Source organism: Pseudomonas sp. GW456-12-10-14-LB2 (genome assembly GCF_002884345.1).
GTDB lineage: Bacteria > Pseudomonadota > Gammaproteobacteria > Pseudomonadales > Pseudomonadaceae > Aquipseudomonas > Aquipseudomonas paraglycinae.
In genome coordinates, this window is the sequence record NZ_POHV01000013.1 from 63,216 (window position 1) to 80,568 (window position 17,353).

A 17,353-nucleotide genomic window follows, 5' to 3' on the forward strand; every position below is an offset into this window, starting at 1 on the left:
TGTATCAATCGTCTTTTTTTGCGGTTTCAAAGGGCTCGCTGTTCCGGGCGGGTTCCCGCCGCTTGCGAGTCCGCCGTGAATTCACTCCCCCTTGTCAGCCTCGTCATCCCCGCCTTCAATCCGCGTTTTTTCGAACGGGCCTTGAACAGTGCCGTGAGCCAGAATTACGGCAATCTCGAAATCATTGTGTGCGATGACAATCGCGGCAACGAGATCCAGGACATCACAGCGTCAGTGAGCGAGCAGACAGGCGTGGCCGTACGCTACGTGCGCAATCCACGGACGCTGGGGCTGGTCGACAACCTCAAGGTCTGTCTTGAGCAGGCGCAGGGCGAATTCATCAAGTTCCTGTGCGATGACGATCTGCTCTATTCGGCTTGCATCGAGCAGCAGGTCCACGAAATGCGGCATGACGAAGTCAGCCTGGTGGTGGCTCAGCGTCTGCTCTGGGATGCCAACGACATCATTCTGCCGGCGCGTATTGAAAACACCCCGTTGTCGCCAGTCAGTGCACTGCTCAAGGGCGACGATGTCCTGGGCATCTTTGAAAAATTCCCGGTCAACGTTCTCGGTGGATTCAGCAGTGCGCTGATGCGCCGCGCCGACGTTGTCGAGCTTTTGCCGGCGTTGACCGAGGAGGGTGCCTGCTTCGTCGCGACGCTGGATTTTGCCCTGTATGTCTGTCTGCTGCGGCGTGGCAATCTGGCGGTTTCCAATAACGTACTCAGCGCCGAACGTCTTTACCCGGAGCGTTTGAGTGCGCAACAACCGATGAAGGATGCGGCAGAAGTCGAGCGCGAATGGATTTCGCAAATGCTCAAGGCGCGCAGTGGTGAGTCGGCGCCTGCGCCGGGGTGGGTGCGCTATGTTCCGTTGGCCCGTGTCGAAGAGTCGCCCCGGGTGTGGCAAGAGCTGCCCCTGAGCCGAACCCTTGGCTCCAAACAGAGCCGTCAGGAATGGGGCGTAGGCGTCAACAGCTTCAGCTTCGGCGAACTCTACGCGCAGTGGCTGGCATGCCGGGTGCTCACCGAACAGCAGCGCCACTGGTTGCCGGAAACGCTTGCCAGCTGGCCGCAGCAGCCGCGGATTGTGCCGATCATCATTGACCGGCAGGGCAGTCGCGATGGTCTGGAGCGCACACTGGAGGCGCTCGCTGCCCAGGATTACCCGCCGGAACTGATCCTGGTGCTGTCCGTTTCGTGTCACGAGGCGACCCTCGACGGGCGCGTGTTTCACATGCCGTTGCAGGATGACGGACTGGAACAGATCAACACACTGCTGCCGCAGCTCGAAGGCGCCGACTGGTTCTATCTATTGCAGCCAGGTGATTGCCTCGTTGCGCCGGCGTTGTTGGTCATGGCCGACCGGATCGCGCACAGCCAGACCCTGACCTGTCTTTACAGCGACGAGGGTAGCCTGCGCACCGGCGAATCGGCGGAGCCTGCGTTCAAGCCGGACTTCAATCTGGATCTCATGCGCAGTTATCCCTACGTCGGGCGCGCCCTGGCGTTCAAGCGCGAGCGCTTTCTGGCGCTCGGCGGCTTTGCACCGGCGTTTGCCGAGCTGGCACCCCATGATGTGCTGTGGCGGATGGTCGAGAGCGACGGCCTGAACGTTGTGGGACACATTGCTGAAGTGCTGCTGGAGTCCAAATTCGATCTTTCCCAATGGCTGACCGAATCGGGTGTCGTTGCGCAAAGTCCACGAATTCTCGAAGCGCATCTGCAACGGCTGGGGATTGTCCATGAAATCCGTCGTGGTGGCAGCGAGCTGCTGAATCGCGTGGATTATCACCATGCCCGACGCCCGCTGGTGTCGGTGGTCATTGTCACTCAGGACCAGACTGCTGCCGTGCAGCGCTGTGTGGAAACGCTGCTGGAAAAGACCGCTTATACCGAGTACGAATTGCTGCTGGTCGACAACGGCAGCGAAAGCGCTGAAGCGCGGGTATGGCTGGACGGCATGGCGCAACTGGGCAGCGACCGGATCCGCGTGCTGAGCTATCCGCAACAGGGCAATGCCGCCGCTGTGCACAACTTTGTGATCAGCCAGGCGCGTGGCGAGTATGTGTTGCTGCTCAACGCCTTTGCGGTGATTACCCAGGCCGACTGGCTCGATGAACTGCTCAACCATGCGCAGCGCCCGGAAGTCGGGGTGGTCGGTGCCAAGCTGTTCAATCCCGACGGCGGGGTGCTGCATGCTGGCCTGATTCTCGGTTTGAACGGGCCGGTCGGGCTGCCGTTCTATGGCCAGCCCATGCAGTCGGACGGGTACATGTTCCGCCTGCAGGCGGTCCATAACCTGAGTGCTGTCGGCGGCGATTGCCTGATGATTCGCAAGTCGGTTTTCGACGCTGCGGGCGGGCTCGACGAGCAGGACCTGAAGCAGTCGCTGAATGTCGTGGATCTGTGCTTGCGGGTTGGCCGCGAAGGCTACCTGGTGGTGATGAGTCCCCATGCCGTGCTGGCGGTGGGCGCGCGCCCAAGCGCTGCGGCGACGGCGGAAGACGAAGCGCTGCTCGCCGAGGAAAGGGACACGTTCTACCAGCGCTGGTTGCCGACCATTGCACGCGACCCGGCCTACAACACCAACCTGACGCTGCAGGGTGTGGGTGCCACCAACTTCAGTCTGGAACCTGGCTTGCGTACTGGGTGGAGTGCCTTTTCCAGGGCGCAGTTGCCGAATGTGCTGGTGGTGCCGATCAACGCCTCTGCCATCGGGCACTACCGCATGAGTCAGCCGATGATCGAGCTGCAGGCGGCCAACCGGGTCGAGGGGCGCATTTGCTACGGCTTGCCGTCGATCATCGATATCGAGCGTCAGTCGCCCGATGTGATCGTGTTGCAAGGGCGCTATTCGGAACACGCCATCGATGAAATCCCGCCGCTGAAAAAGTATTTCAATGCGCGGCGCATCTTCGAGCTCGATGACTATGTCATCGACGTTCCCCATCGCAATGCGCATATCCGCAACATGCCGAGCAAGCAGGACATGGAGCGTATGGTGCGACGCGCCATTGGTCTGTGTGATCGAGTGGTCGTGTCGACCCAGCCATTGGCTAACGTGCTGTCGGACATGCATCACGACATTCGTGTCGTACCGAACATGCTGTCCAAGGACTTGTGGAGTCACTTGCGCAGTCAGCGCCGCACCTCGAAAAAACCGCGGGTCGGTTGGGGTGGCGGTACCAGTCACCACGGTGACCTGGCCGTCATCGCCGATGTGGTGCGCGAGCTGGCCGACGAAGTCGACTGGGTTTTCTTCGGCATGTGCCCGGACGATCTGCTTCCGTACATGCATGAATTCCACGGCGTGATCGATCTGGAGATCTACCCGGCGAAACTGGCCAGCCTGAACCTTGACCTGGCCCTGGCGCCGCTGGAGTTCCACGTATTCAACGACTGCAAAAGCAACCTGCGGCTGTTGGAATACGGTGCCTGCGGTTATCCGGTGATTTGCACGGACACCGAAGCGTATCGCGGTTATCTGCCGTGCACCCGGATCAAGACCAACAGCACGGACGAGTGGCTGCAGGCGATCCGCATGCACCTGGCCGACCCGGATGCCAGCTACCGAATGGGTGACGAGTTGCGCGAGGTAGTCCTGCGTGACTACGTGCTGCGCGGCGATAACCTGCGGTATTGGGAATATGGCTGGCTGGCGGACTGAGCCGCGCTCGACAACCGAAAAAAGGCGACCTGAAGGTCGCTTTTTTTTCGGCCGTGAAATGCGTATTTACATTAAATGCCGACGAATGTGTGCGCGGATTAAAGCTTTGGTTTTTCCCTGTCGATATCAACGTATTCCGCGATTTATCAGTGGGCCGTGGCGGGGTGTGATCGCCACGCACGCAGGGACAGATTCATAACAAGGCAAGGAAGAAGCAAATGGCTATCGTAAATGGAACGAGTGAAGCGGATGTCCTGATTGGCACCCAGGACAATGACGAACTCTATGGAATGGAGTCGGATGATCAGCTGTTGGCCAGCGGGGGATCGGACGTGCTGGACGGCGGTGAAGGGTTTGATACGGCGACCTATTACGGCATGAGTTCGGGAGTCGGTGTCGAGGTTGGTGCTGGCGCCGTTACGGTCACAGGGCCCGATGGCAAGGTCGACACGCTGGTGTCGGTGGAGAAGGTGGTCGGCAGTTTCTACAACGACACCTTTACCGCTTCCGTGGGTGGCGTGACGCTGGACGGCAGTGTGGGTGATGACGTTTACAACGTCACCGCCGAAGGCGTGACCCTGATTGAAGAAAACAACGGTGGCTACGACGAACTGCGCACCAGCCTGAACACCGTCAAGATGGACCCGTTCATCGAGAAGCTCACTTTCACCGGTACCGGCGATTTCAAGGGTTACGGCAATGCCAGTGACAACGAGATCATCGGCGGCGCAGGTAACGACTGGCTGTGGGGTGGCGCCGGCGCTGATCACTTCGTGGGTGGCGAAGGCTTCGATACTGTCAGCTATTCCGACAGCCTCGAGGGTGTGAGAGTCCAGGATTTCGAGAACTACGATGCATTGACCATCGCTGCTGGCGACACCTTCACCGGCATCGAGGCGATTCAGGGATCGAATTTCGATGACGTGGTGTATCTGCTCGATAACGCCATGATCGTGGATGGCGCCGATGGCTACGACACCGTGAGCTACCGCCACTCCTTTGATGGCGTCAGTATCGGCATTGGTCAGCAAGCAGGTCCGGATGTCACGTTGCTGAACGTCGAGAAAGTCATCGGTACTTCGTTCGATGACCGATTCACCGCCAACGTCGCGGGCGTGACGCTGGAAGGCGGAAGAGGCGACGATGTGTACATCATCAACAGCGCCGGTGTGAGCATCGTCGAGACGGACCTCTTTGGTGGTACCGACCACGTGTACACCAGCCTGTCGTCGATGCACATGGATCCGTTCATTGAAAAAATGACGTATACCGGCACCGTAGACTTCACGGGCTACGGTAATGACGGGGACAACGTCATCGTGTCGGGCGCCGGCAATGACGTCCTGTACGGCGGCGCGGGTGCCGATCGCTTCGAAGGCGGAGCCGGTGTCGACACCGTCAGCTACGAAGACAGCAATGAGGGTTTGAGCGCCTCCCTCGGCTGGGGCCCGCAGAGTGGTATCGCCCTCTACGACACGTACATCGACATCGAAAACCTGCGTGGCAGCCATTTCAATGACGTGCTGCAAGGTGATTGGGGCGACAACATTCTGGAAGGCGGAGCTGGCGACGATTTCATTCAGGGTGGCGGGGGTGCGGACATTCTTTATGGTGGCCTGGCATCCGGTCTGGATGGCGAGACGCCGCAGAACGATACGCTGATTGGTGGCGATGGCGATGACACCTATGTGGTGAATGCCCCCGGCCTGGTATCCATTCAGGATATGGCCAGCAGCTACAACGACACCCTGATCATGAACACCATTGCCAACCTCAGCCAGTTGAGCGTTACGCGTGTCGGCGACGATGCCTACCTGCACGGTGCCAATGACGGCAGCAGCGGTGTGCCGGCCAATGGCGTGAAGCTGGTGGACTGGTATGTGGGTGGGTACAACAACATCGAGCATCTGCAGACCGCTGACGGCCAGGTCTATGACCTGCCGGCCATGATCGATGGGTTCGCGATGTTTGGCTGATCCGCCCGATTGATTGAAGTAGCTTGATGAAGGGATGATTCCGGCAACGGACTCATCCCTTTTTCATGTCCGGATGTCCCGCCGACGCAGGGCTGGCGGAGCTGGCGCGTTTCCTGCAAGTCCCCCTCAAATCGCCATAAAACGAGCGCTCGCGGTCATTCACCTGCGCCCGGACTGGCAAAGGTTCAGCCGCAAAGGCCTGCAACAGCGAGGCCAAGCCCTGTGACGTAGAAGAGGGGAGACGATGAAGGCAGTTATTTTGGCGGGTGGCCTCGGCACGCGCATCAGTGAAGAGTCGCACCTCAAGCCCAAGCCAATGATCGAGATCGGCGGCAAGCCAATTCTCTGGCACATCATGAAGCAGTATTCCGCCCACGGAATCCACGACTTCGTGATCTGCCTCGGCTACAAGGGCTACGCGATCAAGGACTTCTTCGCCAACTACTTCCTGCACACCTCCGACGTCACGTTCGACATGCGCAACAACCGCATGGACGTTCACCAGAACTACAGCGAGCCGTGGAGCGTCACCCTGATCGACACAGGCGAGGAAACCATGACCGGTGGCCGTCTGCTGCGTGCCGGCCGTTACCTCAAGGATGAAGAGGCGTTCTGCTTTACCTACGGCGACGGTGTCTCCGACATCAACATTGCTCAACTCGTTGACTACCACAAGGGTCACGGCCGTCTGGCGACCGTCACCGCCGTGCAGCCGCCGGGCCGCTACGGCGCCCTCGAACGGCATGGCGATCAGGTCCTCGGCTTCACCGAAAAACCGCGCGGCGACGGCGGCTGGATCAATGGCGGCTTTTTCGTGCTGTCGCCAAAAGTGCTGTCGTACATCGCTGGCGACGAGACCACCTGGGAAGCCGAACCGCTGGCTCAGTTGGCCCAGGACGAACAACTGAAAGCCTTCGAGCACGAAGGCTTCTGGCATCCGATGGACACCCTGCGCGACAAAAACCACCTCGAAGCGCTGTGGCAGAGCGGGGAGGCCCCATGGAAACAATGGGCCTGAGTCCTGAGTTCTGGCGTGGCAAGCGGGTTCTGATTACCGGTCACACCGGTTTCAAGGGTAGCTGGCTGACCCTGTGGCTGCAAAGCCTTGGCGCGCAGGTCAGCGGTTTTTCCCTCGATCCGTCGACCGAGCCGAGCCTGTTCGAACTGGCGCGCGTGCACGAAGGCATCAACGATCAGCGCGGCGACCTGCGTGATCTGGGCGCCTTGCTCGAGATCATCGCCGACACCGAGCCGGAGATCGTCCTGCATCTGGCGGCCCAGCCGCTGGTGCGTGAGGGTTATCGTGATCCGCTCGGCACTTATTCGAGCAACGTCATGGGCACCCTCAACCTGCTCGAAGCGATTCGCCAGGTCGGTTGCGTGCGGGCCTGCGTGCTGGTGACCACCGACAAGGTCTACGCCAACAAGGAATGGCTGTGGCCGTACCGCGAAGACGAAGCTCTCGGTGGCCATGACCCTTACAGCAGCAGCAAGGCCTGCTGCGAGTTGCTGGCGCAGTCTTACGCGGCATCGTTCTTCCCGGCCGACAAGTACGCCGAGCACGGTCTGGCCCTGGCCACCGCGCGCGCCGGCAACGTGTTGGGCGGCGGTGATTTCGCCCCTGAACGGCTGATACCCGATGTACTGAAAGCCTGGTCGGCCGACGAGCCGGTGACCCTGCGTTACCCGCAAGCCGTGCGCCCGTGGCAGCACGCGCTGGAGCCGCTGGCCGGCTACCTGCAACTGGCCGCCGGCCTTTATGAAGAAGGCCCGGAATACGCCGGAGCGTGGAACTTCGGCCCGGGTGAAGCGGACATGTGCAGCGTCGGCGAAGTGGTCGAACTGCTCGCCAACCGCTGGCCTCAGGCCCGTGGACTGCGCCTCGAAAAGAGTGACCTGCACGAAGCCGGTCTGCTGCGCCTGGACAGTAGCCGCGCCCGTCAGGTGCTGGGCTGGCAACCGCGCTGGACGTTGCAGCAATGCCTGACCCAGACCCTCGACTGGCATCTGGCGTGGCAGAACGGCGACGACATGCGCACCGTGACCCTCGGCCAACTGAACCTGTACCGGGGCGCGCTGTGAGCGAGTTTTCCTTGAAACCGTTGCCGCTGGCCGGATTGTTCAGCGTCCAGCACAAACGCTTCGAAGATCAGCGCGGGCACTTCGCGCGGTTGTTCTGCGAGGGCAGTTTGAAGGCGTTCGGCAGTGAATTTCACATCCGCCAGATCAACCATTCCTGCACCCGCGAGAAGGGCAGCGTGCGCGGTCTGCATTACCAGAACGCCAATGCGCCGGAAGCCAAACTGATCACCTGCCTGCGCGGTGAAGTGTGGGACGTGGCGGTGGACCTGCGCCCGGACTCGGAAACCTTCCTGCACTGGCACGCCGAGCACCTGAAGGCCGGTGACGGACGCAGCCTGCTGATTCCGGCCGGTTTCGCTCACGGTTTCCAGACCCTCACCGAAGACGCCGAACTGCTTTACCTGCACAGCGCCGATTACGCGCCGGAGCACGAGGGCGGCCTGTCGGTGAACGATCCACGGCTGGCGATTGCCTGGCCGTTGCCTGTCAATAATTTGTCAGCGCGTGATTCCAGCCATCCCGCGCTCGATCAACACTTTGCTGGAGTGCGTCTATGAACTGCCGTGGGTGCGCTGCACCGCTGAGCCTGCCGCTGATCGACCTCGGCACCTCGCCACCGTCCAACGCCTACGTGCATGCCGATCGGCTGGAGCAGGCCGAACAATGGGTGCCGCTGAAGGTCGCCGTGTGCCAGCAATGCTGGCTGGTGCAGACCGAGGATTACACCTCTGCCGACAGCCTGTTCGATGCCGAGTACGCCTACTTCAGTTCGTTCTCCAGCACCTGGCTGGCCCATGCCGAGCGTTATGTCGCCGAGATGGTCGAGCGCTTCGGCCTGACCGCCGACAGTCGCGTGGTGGAAGTCGCGGCCAACGACGGCTACCTGCTGCAATACGTGGCCGGTCGCGGCATCCAGTGCCTGGGCGTGGAGCCGACCCGCAGCACCGCGCAGGCAGCACGGGAAAAAGGCCTGGAGATTCGTGAACTGTTCTTCGGTCGCGACACCGCCGCACAGCTGAAAAGCGAAGGCTGGGCCGCCGACCTGATGGCCGCCAACAACGTGCTCGCTCACGTGCCGGACATCAATGATTTCCTCGGCGGTTTCGCCACGCTGCTCAAGCCGACCGGCGTCGCCACCTTCGAATTCCCGCAACTGCTGACGCTGATGGCCGGCGCGCAGTTCGACACGCTCTATCACGAACACTATTCCTACCTGTCCCTGACTGCCGTGCAGACGCTGTGTGAACGCAATGGCCTGGAAGTGTTCGACGTCAGCCAGCTGACCACCCATGGCGGATCGCTGCGGGTGTTCGTCCAGCGCAAGGACGGCGAACGCCGCGCCGTGCAGCCGGCCGTGCAACAGCAGTTGCAGGCCGAACTCGACGCCGGGGTGAAAACCACCGGGTACTACGCGACGCTGGCGCCGGCTGCCGAACGTATCAAGCATGATCTGCTGCGTTTTCTGTTGCAGGCCAAGGCCGACGGCAAGCGTGTGGTCGGTTACGGCGCTGCTGCCAAGGGCAACACCTTGCTCAACTACGCCGGGGTCAAACCGGATCTGCTGGCCTGGGTCGCCGATGCCAACCCGCACAAGCAGGGCAAGTTTCTGCCGGGTAGCCGCATCCCGATTGTCGCGCCGGCGCAGATCGATATCGAGAAGCCGGATTACGTGCTGGTGCTGCCGTGGAACCTGCTGCACGAAGTCAGTCAGCAACTGGCCCAGGTGCGTCAGTGGGACGGTCGCTTCGTGATCGCTGTGCCTGAGTTGAGCGTGCTGTGAAGGTTTTGGTCACTGGCGCTACCGGCTTCGTCGGTCGCCATCTGGTCGCAGCGTTGCTGGCCCGTGGCTGCACGGTGCGGGCGGTTGCGCGCGACGCGCAGAAAGCCGCGGACATGCCGTGGATCAATGACGTCGAGTTCGTGAGCGCGGATATTCACGCGGCGGATCTGAACGTCGCGGCGCTGACCAAGGGCGTCGATGCGCTCGCGCACCTGGCCTGGCCGGGGTTGCCGAACTATCGGGCGTTGTTCCATTTCGAGCACAACCTGATGGCCGACTATCGCTTCATCAAAGGCGCGGTAGAGGCGGGCGTGAAGCTGGTGCTGGTGACCGGCACCTGTTTCGAGTACGGCATGCAGAGCGGCCCGTTGAGCGAACAGAACGACGCGCAGCCGGCCAATCCTTACGGTCTGGCCAAACACACGCTGCACCTGTTTTTGCAACATCTGCAGCAGGAGCATCCGTTCACCCTGCAATGGGCACGGCTGTTCTACCTGCACGGCGCCGGGCAGAACCCCAACAGTCTGTTGGCGGCGCTGGACCGGGCGATCGATGCCGGCGATGCGACGTTCAACATGTCGGCGGGTGAGCAGCTGCGCGATTTTCTGCCGATTGAAACCGCTGCCGCTCATCTCGCCGCGATCCTGCACAAGCGCGATTTCGACGGCACGATCAACTGCGCCAGCGGCCAGCCGGTTTCGGTGCGGGCGCTGGTCGAACAGCGCGTGCAAGAGCGCGGCGCGACCATTGGCCTGAACCTCGGCCACTATCCGTATCCGACCCACGAGCCGCTGGCGTTCTGGGCGGTGACCGAGCGCTTGCAACAGTTATTGGGAGAGCCGCAATGAGGCACGAGTTGTATCGGGTCACCGACCTGCCGGTGCTGCAGAACCGCACCTTTGCCGATCCCGAATCGGCGAAGGCATCGGCCCGCGCCGACATGTTGCTGGTGCAGGATGAGCGCAGCGGTCTGATCTTCAATGCGGCGTTCGACGCCGACAAGCTCAGCTACGACGCCGACTACCAGAACGAGCAGGCGCATTCCGGCCAGTTCCTGAAGCACCTGAGCGATGTCGAAGGCATCATTGCCCGGCACTTCAAGGGTCAGGAACTGATCGAAGTCGGCTGCGGCAAAGGCTATTTCCTGGAGCTGCTCAAGGGCTTGGGTTATCGCATCACCGGCATCGATCCGGCCTACGAGGGCGAGAACGCCGACGTGATCAAGGCCCCGTTCACCCAAGGTCTGGGCCTGGAGGCGGACGCCATCGTGCTGCGTCATGTGCTGGAGCACATTCAAGATCCGCTGGGTTTTCTGGCGGTGATCGCCGAAGCCAATCAGGGTGGCGGGCAGATCTACATCGAAGTGCCGTGCTTCGACTGGATCCTCGAACACCGCGCCTGGTTCGATTTGTTCTACGAGCACGTCAATTACTTCCGTCTCGATGACCTGCGCCGGATGTTCGGCACCGTGCACGAGGCCGGTCACCTGTTCGGTGGCCAATACCTGTACATCGTCGCTGACCTTGCCACGTTGCGCCTGACCCCGGAACAACCGGTGCCACGCCTGGCCTTGCCGGACGATTTCACCGCCAGCCTCGAGCGCGCGGTGCAGATCATCCAGGGTGCACCCGAGCAGGGTTCGGCGATCTGGGGCGCCTCGTCCAAAGGCGTGATCTATTCGCTGTTCCTGCAACGCGCCGGCGTGGCGGTGGATCGCGTGGTGGATATCAACCCGGCCAAGCAGGGGCGTTACCTGCCCCTGAGTGGCGCCCGGGTGTCCTCGCCGCAAGAGGCGATGGACGCCTTGCCCGAGGGCGCCAACCTGTTTGTGATGAATTCCAATTACCTCGAAGAGATCAAGCGGATGACCGGTGGACGTTACGTCTATCACGCCGTCGACAGCGCTTCGTTCCAGTGACCCTTGAGATTTTGAAAATGACCGACAACAGCATCAACAAAGCCTTCGAAGCCGAGTGCCGCGAGCAGATCGCCCAGCAGGGTGACGACCAGAAACTGACGGGCCTGGCCCGCGATTTCTTCAACGAATCGGCCAAACACAAGTACAGCTACCACTTCTCGTGGATGGGCCGTCCGATCATCCAGCTGCCGCAAGACATGATGGCCATGCAGGAAATCATCTGGCAGGTGAAGCCGGATCTGGTCATCGAGTGCGGCATCGCCCACGGCGGTTCGATCATCTACTACGCCTCCCTGCTGGAACTGCAAGGTCACGGCGAAGTGCTGGGCGTCGATCTGGACATCCGTCCGCACAACCGTGAAGCCATCGAAAGCCACCCGATGAGCAAACGCATCAAGATGATCGAAGGTTCGAGCATCGACCCGGCCATCGCCGCCCAGGTTCGCGCGGCGGCTGAAGGCAAGAAAGTCATTCTGGTGCTCGATTCCAACCACACCCACGACCACGTGCTCGAAGAGCTGCGCCTCTACGCGCCACTGGTTTCGGTCGACAGCTACTGCGTGGTGATGGACACCGTGGTTGAAGACATGCCGGCCGATTTCTTCCCGGATCGTCCATGGGGCCCGGGCGACAACCCGAAGACCGCCGTGTGGAAATACCTGGAAGAGAACAAGGATTTCGAGATCGATGTTCAGTTGCAGAACAAGCTGCTGATCACCGTGGCGCCGGACGGTTATCTGCGTCGCGTTCGTTAATTCGCAACATCACCAAAGCGTTGTCTCGGCGAGTCGCCGGTTGTGGAGAGAAGTTATGCAAGGCAAGTACAGTTCTGAACTGACACTACCGCTCAACGAGCTGTTGACCGTGGTGCTGATTACGCACAATCGTCCGGCGTTCCTGCGTCGGGCGGTGAAGTATTACAGCAGCTTGCCCTGCAAAATCATGGTGCTGGACTCCACGATCGAGCGGCCCGAGGGGGATTTTTCCGCCGTTGATTATCACCACGTGCCGCAGTTTGCCTACTGGGGCATGCAGGCCAAGCTGGCTTACGGTGTCGAGCGACTGACCACGCCGTACATGGTGCTGGCAGCCGATGACGACTTCATCCTGCACGATTCGCTGGCCGAGTCCGTGAGCTTCCTGCACGCGAACCAGGACTATGGCATGTGCCACGGCTATTGCCTGATGTACCTGACGCTGACCAACGGCGTGAACTACTACCGTCGGGACAAGAAGGTTCAGGAAGACTACGCGTCGGAGCGGGCTCAGGATCGGGTTATCGATTACATGAGTCAGTACATCCCGCCGTTCTATGCGGTGACGCGTACCGACCTGATGAAAACCTGGCACTCGGCATTGCCGGCCGGCACCAATTTTCAATGGCAGGAAATCGGCCACGTGTATTTCCTGCTGGCCAGTGCCAAGGCACGGATTCTGCCGATTCCCTATGTGGTCCGCGAGATCAACTACGGCGTCTCCGAGCACAACACCGATGTGTTCCATTCGCTGACCTACGTCGATAGCAAATCGGTCGCCGAGCGAGAGGCCTTTGCCGAGTTCCTCACCTCGTTGCCTTGCGCTATCGAAGGGCTGGACGCCATGCAGGCCAAAGCGTTTGCGCTGGAAAGTTTCGACGCGATGGCCGAGAGCCTGCGCAGCGGTCGTGCACTGACCGCGGAACTGATTTTCGAATCGGTCTGGAGTCAGGAAAAGAAGGTGCCGGATCGTCGTTTCGGGCCGCTGCAGTACGTCGAAATGCCCTTCTACAACCAGGCGTTTTTCGACCGTCTGGAACAGTTCGAATTCATGCTTCACGCCATGCCGGCCGGTCGCATTCAGCTGGAAGGGCTGGAGGGCGTATGGACGCGTCAGGCGCACTTGCTGCAGGCGCGCAATAACGACACGGCAGAAAGCGTGACTGACCGGTTGTGGCAGGCGCACGACCTCAATGCTTTCAACCAGACGGTCGTCAAACGCCTGTCGACGCAACTGCAGGCGTCGGATGAGGACGAAGCGGCGCATGCCATGAACGACTGGATCGCTCGCCTCGAGGCGTTTGCGGACGATGACCAGCAGGCCATGTTCGACAAAACGAAGTCCGGTCGCCTGCTCAAGTGGCTGGCTGCCCGCGAGCCGTCCGCCGAACAATCGCAGGCGATTGCCCGTCAGCTGGCGGTCAACGGCGGCGGCCCGCAGTTCGGTATTTTCCTGCTGGACCTGGATAACGACATCGACAAGTTGCAGGTCTCGCTCGACAGCCTGCTTGAGGGCCACTGCAAAGCGTTCAGGATTGTCGTGTTCACCACCGGTGAAGCGCCGAGCGCGACCACCGCGCAGAACACCCTGCACTTTGTCCGCGTGACCCAGAGCAACTTTGTCGACAAGCTCAATCAGAGTGCCCAGCAGTCGCCTTGCGACTGGCTGCTGCTGGCACAGGCCGGCGATCAGTTCACCGCCAGCGGCTTGTTGCGCGCCAGCCTGGAACTGATGGACGCGGCCCCGATACGTGCAGTCGCCACCGACGAGATCCAGCGCCAGGAGAGCGGCGCGCTGGTTGACGTGTTCCGCCCGGGTATCAATCTTGATCTGCTGCAAAGCGTGCCGTCGCTGATGGCGCGTCACTGGCTGGTCCGTCGCGACGTCCTGCTGGATGCGGGTGGCTATCAGGCCGACTTCAACAAGGCGCTGGAACTGGACTTGCTGCTGCGCATCATCGAGCAGGGTGGTCTGGACGGTCTGGCACACCTTGACGAACCCTTGCTGATCACTCAGGCAGTGGCCCCGGAAGAGAATGCCCACGAGCGTCAGGCCTTGCTGCGCCATCTGGGTAATCGTGGCTACAAGGCCAAGGTCAACTCGACCCTGCCGGGTACCTGGCAGATTGATTATCGTCATGCCGAGCAGCCGCTGGTGTCGATCATTGTGCCGGTCATCGATGATGTGCGTGCGTTGCAGCGCTGCCTGGAAAGCGTGGTGCTCAAGACCCGCTACAGCCGCTTTGAGGTCCTGGTGGCGGCCAATCCGAATACGTCCGCCGAGGTCAACGATTGGCTGGGCTCCCTGCAGCACGCCAAGGTGCGCGTGCTGCGTGCCGATCAGCCGTTGTGTGACTCAGCGCTGTGCAACGCCGCCAGCGAGCAGGCGCAAGGCGATTATCTGGTGCTGTTGGCGGCGGACAGTGAGGTGGTCAACCCGAACTGGATCGACTTGTTGCTCAACCACGCACTGCGGCCGGAGGTGGGCATCGTCGGTGGCAAACTGGTGAGCCGCGACGGCAAGGTTGCTCAGGCCGGCTTGATCCTCGGTCTCAACGATGGCGTCGGTTCGCCGTTCATCGGCGAGAAGCACAGCGCCGAGGGTTACATGCAGCGCCTGGCCGTCGAGCAGAATTACTCGGCCGTGTCCAAGGTCTGCCTGATGATCGGCAAAGAGCTGTTCAATGCGCTGGGCGGTCTCGATGAAGTGACGTTCGCTGATGGCTTCAGCGATGTCGACCTGTGCCTGAAGGCGGGTCAGGCCGGCTATCTCAATGTGTGGACGCCACTGGTGCAGGTGCTGCACACCGGCGAGCTGCCGCAGGCACCGCAAGCCCTGGCGGCCTTGCGTGAAAAATGGAGCACGGCCTTTGCGCAGGATCCGGCCTACAACGCCAACCTGGCGCTGAACGGCAAAGGCTTTACCCTGGGCGAAAATACCTCGATCAATTGGGCACAGTTGCTCGCTTGAGCCTGCCGGGCAGGGAACAGGAATCAGAACATGTTCAACGGTAAGTCGATTTTCATCTCCGGCGGCACCGGCTCGTTCGGGCGCAAGTTTATCGCGCGCCTGCTCGAGCAATACCAGCCCAAGCGCGTGGTGGTGTTCTCCCGGGATGAGCTCAAGCAATACGAAATGCAGCAGACGTTCAACGCGCCGTGCATGCGTTACTTCCTCGGTGACGTGCGCGACGCCGATCGTCTGCGCCAGGCCATGCGCGGCATCGATTACGTGGTGCATGCCGCGGCGTTGAAGCAGGTGCCGGCGGCGGAATACAACCCGACCGAATGCATCCGCACCAACGTCAACGGCGCGGAAAACATCATCGCCGCTGCCATCGACAACGGCGTGAAGAAAGTCGTCGCGCTGTCCACCGACAAGGCCGCGAGCCCGATCAACCTGTACGGCGCCACCAAGTTGCTGTCGGACAAGTTGTTCGTCGCGGCCAACAACATCGCCGGTGAACAGCAGACGCGTTTCGCCGTGGTGCGCTACGGCAACGTGGCTGGTTCGCGCGGGTCAGTGGTGCCGTTCTTCAGCAAGCTCATCGCCGACGGCGCGACAGAGCTGCCGATCACCGATGAGCGCATGACCCGGTTCTGGATCACCCTCGATCACGGCGTGCAATTCGTGCTCGACAGCTTTGCGCGGATGCACGGCGGTGAAGTGTTCGTGCCGAAGATTCCGTCGATTCGCGTGGTCGATCTGGCGCGTGGCATGGCCGAGCATCTGCCGCACAAGAACGTCGGCATTCGTCCGGGCGAGAAGCTGCACGAGTTGATGGTGCCGCTGGACGATGCGCGGATGACCCTGGAGTTCGCCGATCACTACACCATCCAGCCGTCGATTCGCTTCACCAGCGTCGATGTGGATTTTGCCGAGGACAAACTCGGTGAGCGTGGCGTACCGGTTGGCGAAGACTTCGAGTACCGCTCCGACACCAACCCGCACTTCCTCTCGGTGGGGCAGATCGCCGAGCTGCACGCGAAGCTCTCGGTATGATTCCCTACGGTCGGCAAAGCCTCGACCAGGCGGACATCGACGCGGTCGTCGAGGTGTTGCAGTCCGACTGGTTGACCCAGGGCCCGACTATCGAGCGCTTCGAGCAGGCGATGGCCGAGCGTTGTCAGGCCGACTTCGCCGTGGCGGTGTGCAACGCCACGGCGGCGCTGCACATTGCCTGTCTCGCGGCGGGGCTCGGCGCGGGCGACCGCTTGTGGACCACGCCGAACACCTTTCTCGCGTCGGCCAATTGCGGCCGTTACTGCGGCGCCGACGTTGATTTCGTGGACATCGATCCGCTGACCTGGAACCTCGATGCTGAAGTTCTGGCGAGCAAACTCGATGCCGCCGAGCGCGACGGCAGCTTGCCCAAAGTGCTGGTGGCGGTGGCGTTCTCCGGGCAGAGCTGCGACATGCGGCGAATTGCCGAACTGGCCGAGCGCTACAACTTCACGGTGATCGAAGACGCCTCTCACGCGGTCGGTGCGTCCTATGCGGGACGCCCTGTGGGTTGCGGTGAATTTGCCGCGATGACCGTGTTCAGCTTCCACCCGGTGAAGATCATCACCAGCGGCGAAGGCGGCATGGTGCTGACCAATCGCCCGGAACTGGCCGAGCGGTTGCAACGCTTGCGCAGCCACGGCATGACTCGCGATCCGCAACAGATGACCGAACCCAGCCACGGCCCGTGGTACTACCAGCAGGTCGAGCTGGGGTTCAATTACCGGATCACCGATCTGCAAGCCGCGCTGGGCCTGTCGCAGCTGAGCAAGCTGGACGAGTTCATCGCCCGGCGTCGGGAACTGGCCGAGCGTTACGACCGCTTGCTGGCGTACTTGCCGGTGACTGTGCCGAGCCTCCAGCCGGAGGCCGAATCGGCCTGGCATCTTTATGTGGTGCGTTTGCAGACCGAGCGCATCAGCCTCAGTCACCGTCAGGTGTTCGAAGGCTTGCGTGCCGCCGGCATCGGCGTGAACCTGCACTACATTCCGGTGCATCTGCAGCCGTACTATCGTGACCTGGGTTTTGCCGAAGGTGACTTCCCCGAAGCCGAGCGTTATTACGCCGAAGCGATCAGCCTGCCGCTGTTTCCGTTGCTGAGCGATCAGCAGCAGGACTATGTGGTCGAGCAATTGCGTCGGTTGACTGAATGATTGCCGCTGCGGCGGT

At 61.3% G+C, this 17,353-nt stretch carries 12 protein-coding genes; all 12 read left to right on the plus strand.

Annotation, left to right across the window (positions count from 1 at the left end):
- The first annotated feature begins 75 nt into the window (after nt 1-75).
- Nucleotides 76-3,669, plus strand: a complete 3,594-nt coding sequence (locus C1X29_RS11150) for a glycosyltransferase (RefSeq protein ID WP_102717455.1) — start codon at nt 76-78, stop codon at nt 3,667-3,669.
- Nucleotides 3,670-3,887: 218 nt separating this feature from the next.
- The gene (locus C1X29_RS11155; RefSeq protein ID WP_102717456.1) at nt 3,888-5,645 is read left to right on the plus strand and encodes a calcium-binding protein; all 1,758 of its coding nucleotides are present in this window, start codon (nt 3,888-3,890) and stop codon (nt 5,643-5,645) included.
- A gap of 244 nt (nt 5,646-5,889) precedes the next feature.
- Nucleotides 5,890-6,663 carry a glucose-1-phosphate cytidylyltransferase gene (gene rfbF / locus C1X29_RS11160; RefSeq protein ID WP_085605742.1) on the plus strand — a complete coding sequence of 258 codons (774 nt, stop codon included), beginning with the start codon at nt 5,890-5,892 and terminating at the stop codon, nt 6,661-6,663.
- Nucleotides 6,645-7,727: a CDP-glucose 4,6-dehydratase gene (gene rfbG / locus C1X29_RS11165; protein ID WP_102717457.1), complete on the plus strand. Its 1,083-nt coding sequence runs from the start codon at nt 6,645-6,647 to the stop codon at nt 7,725-7,727. The genes rfbF and rfbG overlap by 19 nt, the downstream gene beginning before the upstream one ends.
- A complete protein-coding gene (rfbC, locus tag C1X29_RS11170; RefSeq protein WP_007958330.1) occupies nt 7,724-8,284 on the plus strand; it encodes a dTDP-4-dehydrorhamnose 3,5-epimerase in 561 nt (186 codons plus the stop codon). The genes rfbG and rfbC overlap by 4 nt, the downstream gene beginning before the upstream one ends.
- A complete protein-coding gene (locus tag C1X29_RS11175; protein ID WP_102717458.1) occupies nt 8,281-9,507 on the plus strand; it encodes a class I SAM-dependent methyltransferase in 1,227 nt (408 codons plus the stop codon). The genes rfbC and C1X29_RS11175 overlap by 4 nt, the downstream gene beginning before the upstream one ends.
- A complete protein-coding gene (locus tag C1X29_RS11180) occupies nt 9,504-10,355 on the plus strand; it encodes an NAD(P)-dependent oxidoreductase (RefSeq protein WP_102717459.1) in 852 nt (283 codons plus the stop codon). The genes C1X29_RS11175 and C1X29_RS11180 overlap by 4 nt, the downstream gene beginning before the upstream one ends.
- On the plus strand, nt 10,352-11,425 hold the full coding sequence (locus C1X29_RS11185; RefSeq protein WP_102717460.1) for a class I SAM-dependent methyltransferase: 1,074 nt from the start codon (nt 10,352-10,354) through the stop codon (nt 11,423-11,425). Before C1X29_RS11180 ends, C1X29_RS11185 begins: the two co-directional genes overlap by 4 nt.
- A gap of 17 nt (nt 11,426-11,442) precedes the next feature.
- The gene (locus C1X29_RS11190) at nt 11,443-12,180 is read left to right on the plus strand and encodes a cephalosporin hydroxylase family protein (RefSeq protein ID WP_065260791.1); all 738 of its coding nucleotides are present in this window, start codon (nt 11,443-11,445) and stop codon (nt 12,178-12,180) included.
- Nucleotides 12,181-12,235: 55 nt separating this feature from the next.
- Nucleotides 12,236-15,151: a TIGR00180 family glycosyltransferase gene (locus C1X29_RS11195; protein WP_102717461.1), complete on the plus strand. Its 2,916-nt coding sequence runs from the start codon at nt 12,236-12,238 to the stop codon at nt 15,149-15,151.
- A 30-nt stretch (nt 15,152-15,181) separates the two neighbouring features.
- Nucleotides 15,182-16,183 carry a UDP-N-acetylglucosamine 4,6-dehydratase (inverting) gene (gene pseB, locus C1X29_RS11200; protein WP_007958320.1) on the plus strand — a complete coding sequence of 334 codons (1,002 nt, stop codon included), beginning with the start codon at nt 15,182-15,184 and terminating at the stop codon, nt 16,181-16,183.
- Complete coding sequence (gene pseC, locus C1X29_RS11205; RefSeq protein ID WP_102717462.1) at nt 16,180-17,337, plus strand: UDP-4-amino-4,6-dideoxy-N-acetyl-beta-L-altrosamine transaminase; 1,158 nt, start codon at nt 16,180-16,182, stop codon at nt 17,335-17,337. The genes pseB and pseC overlap by 4 nt, the downstream gene beginning before the upstream one ends.
- The last annotated feature ends 16 nt before the right edge of the window (nt 17,338-17,353 follow it).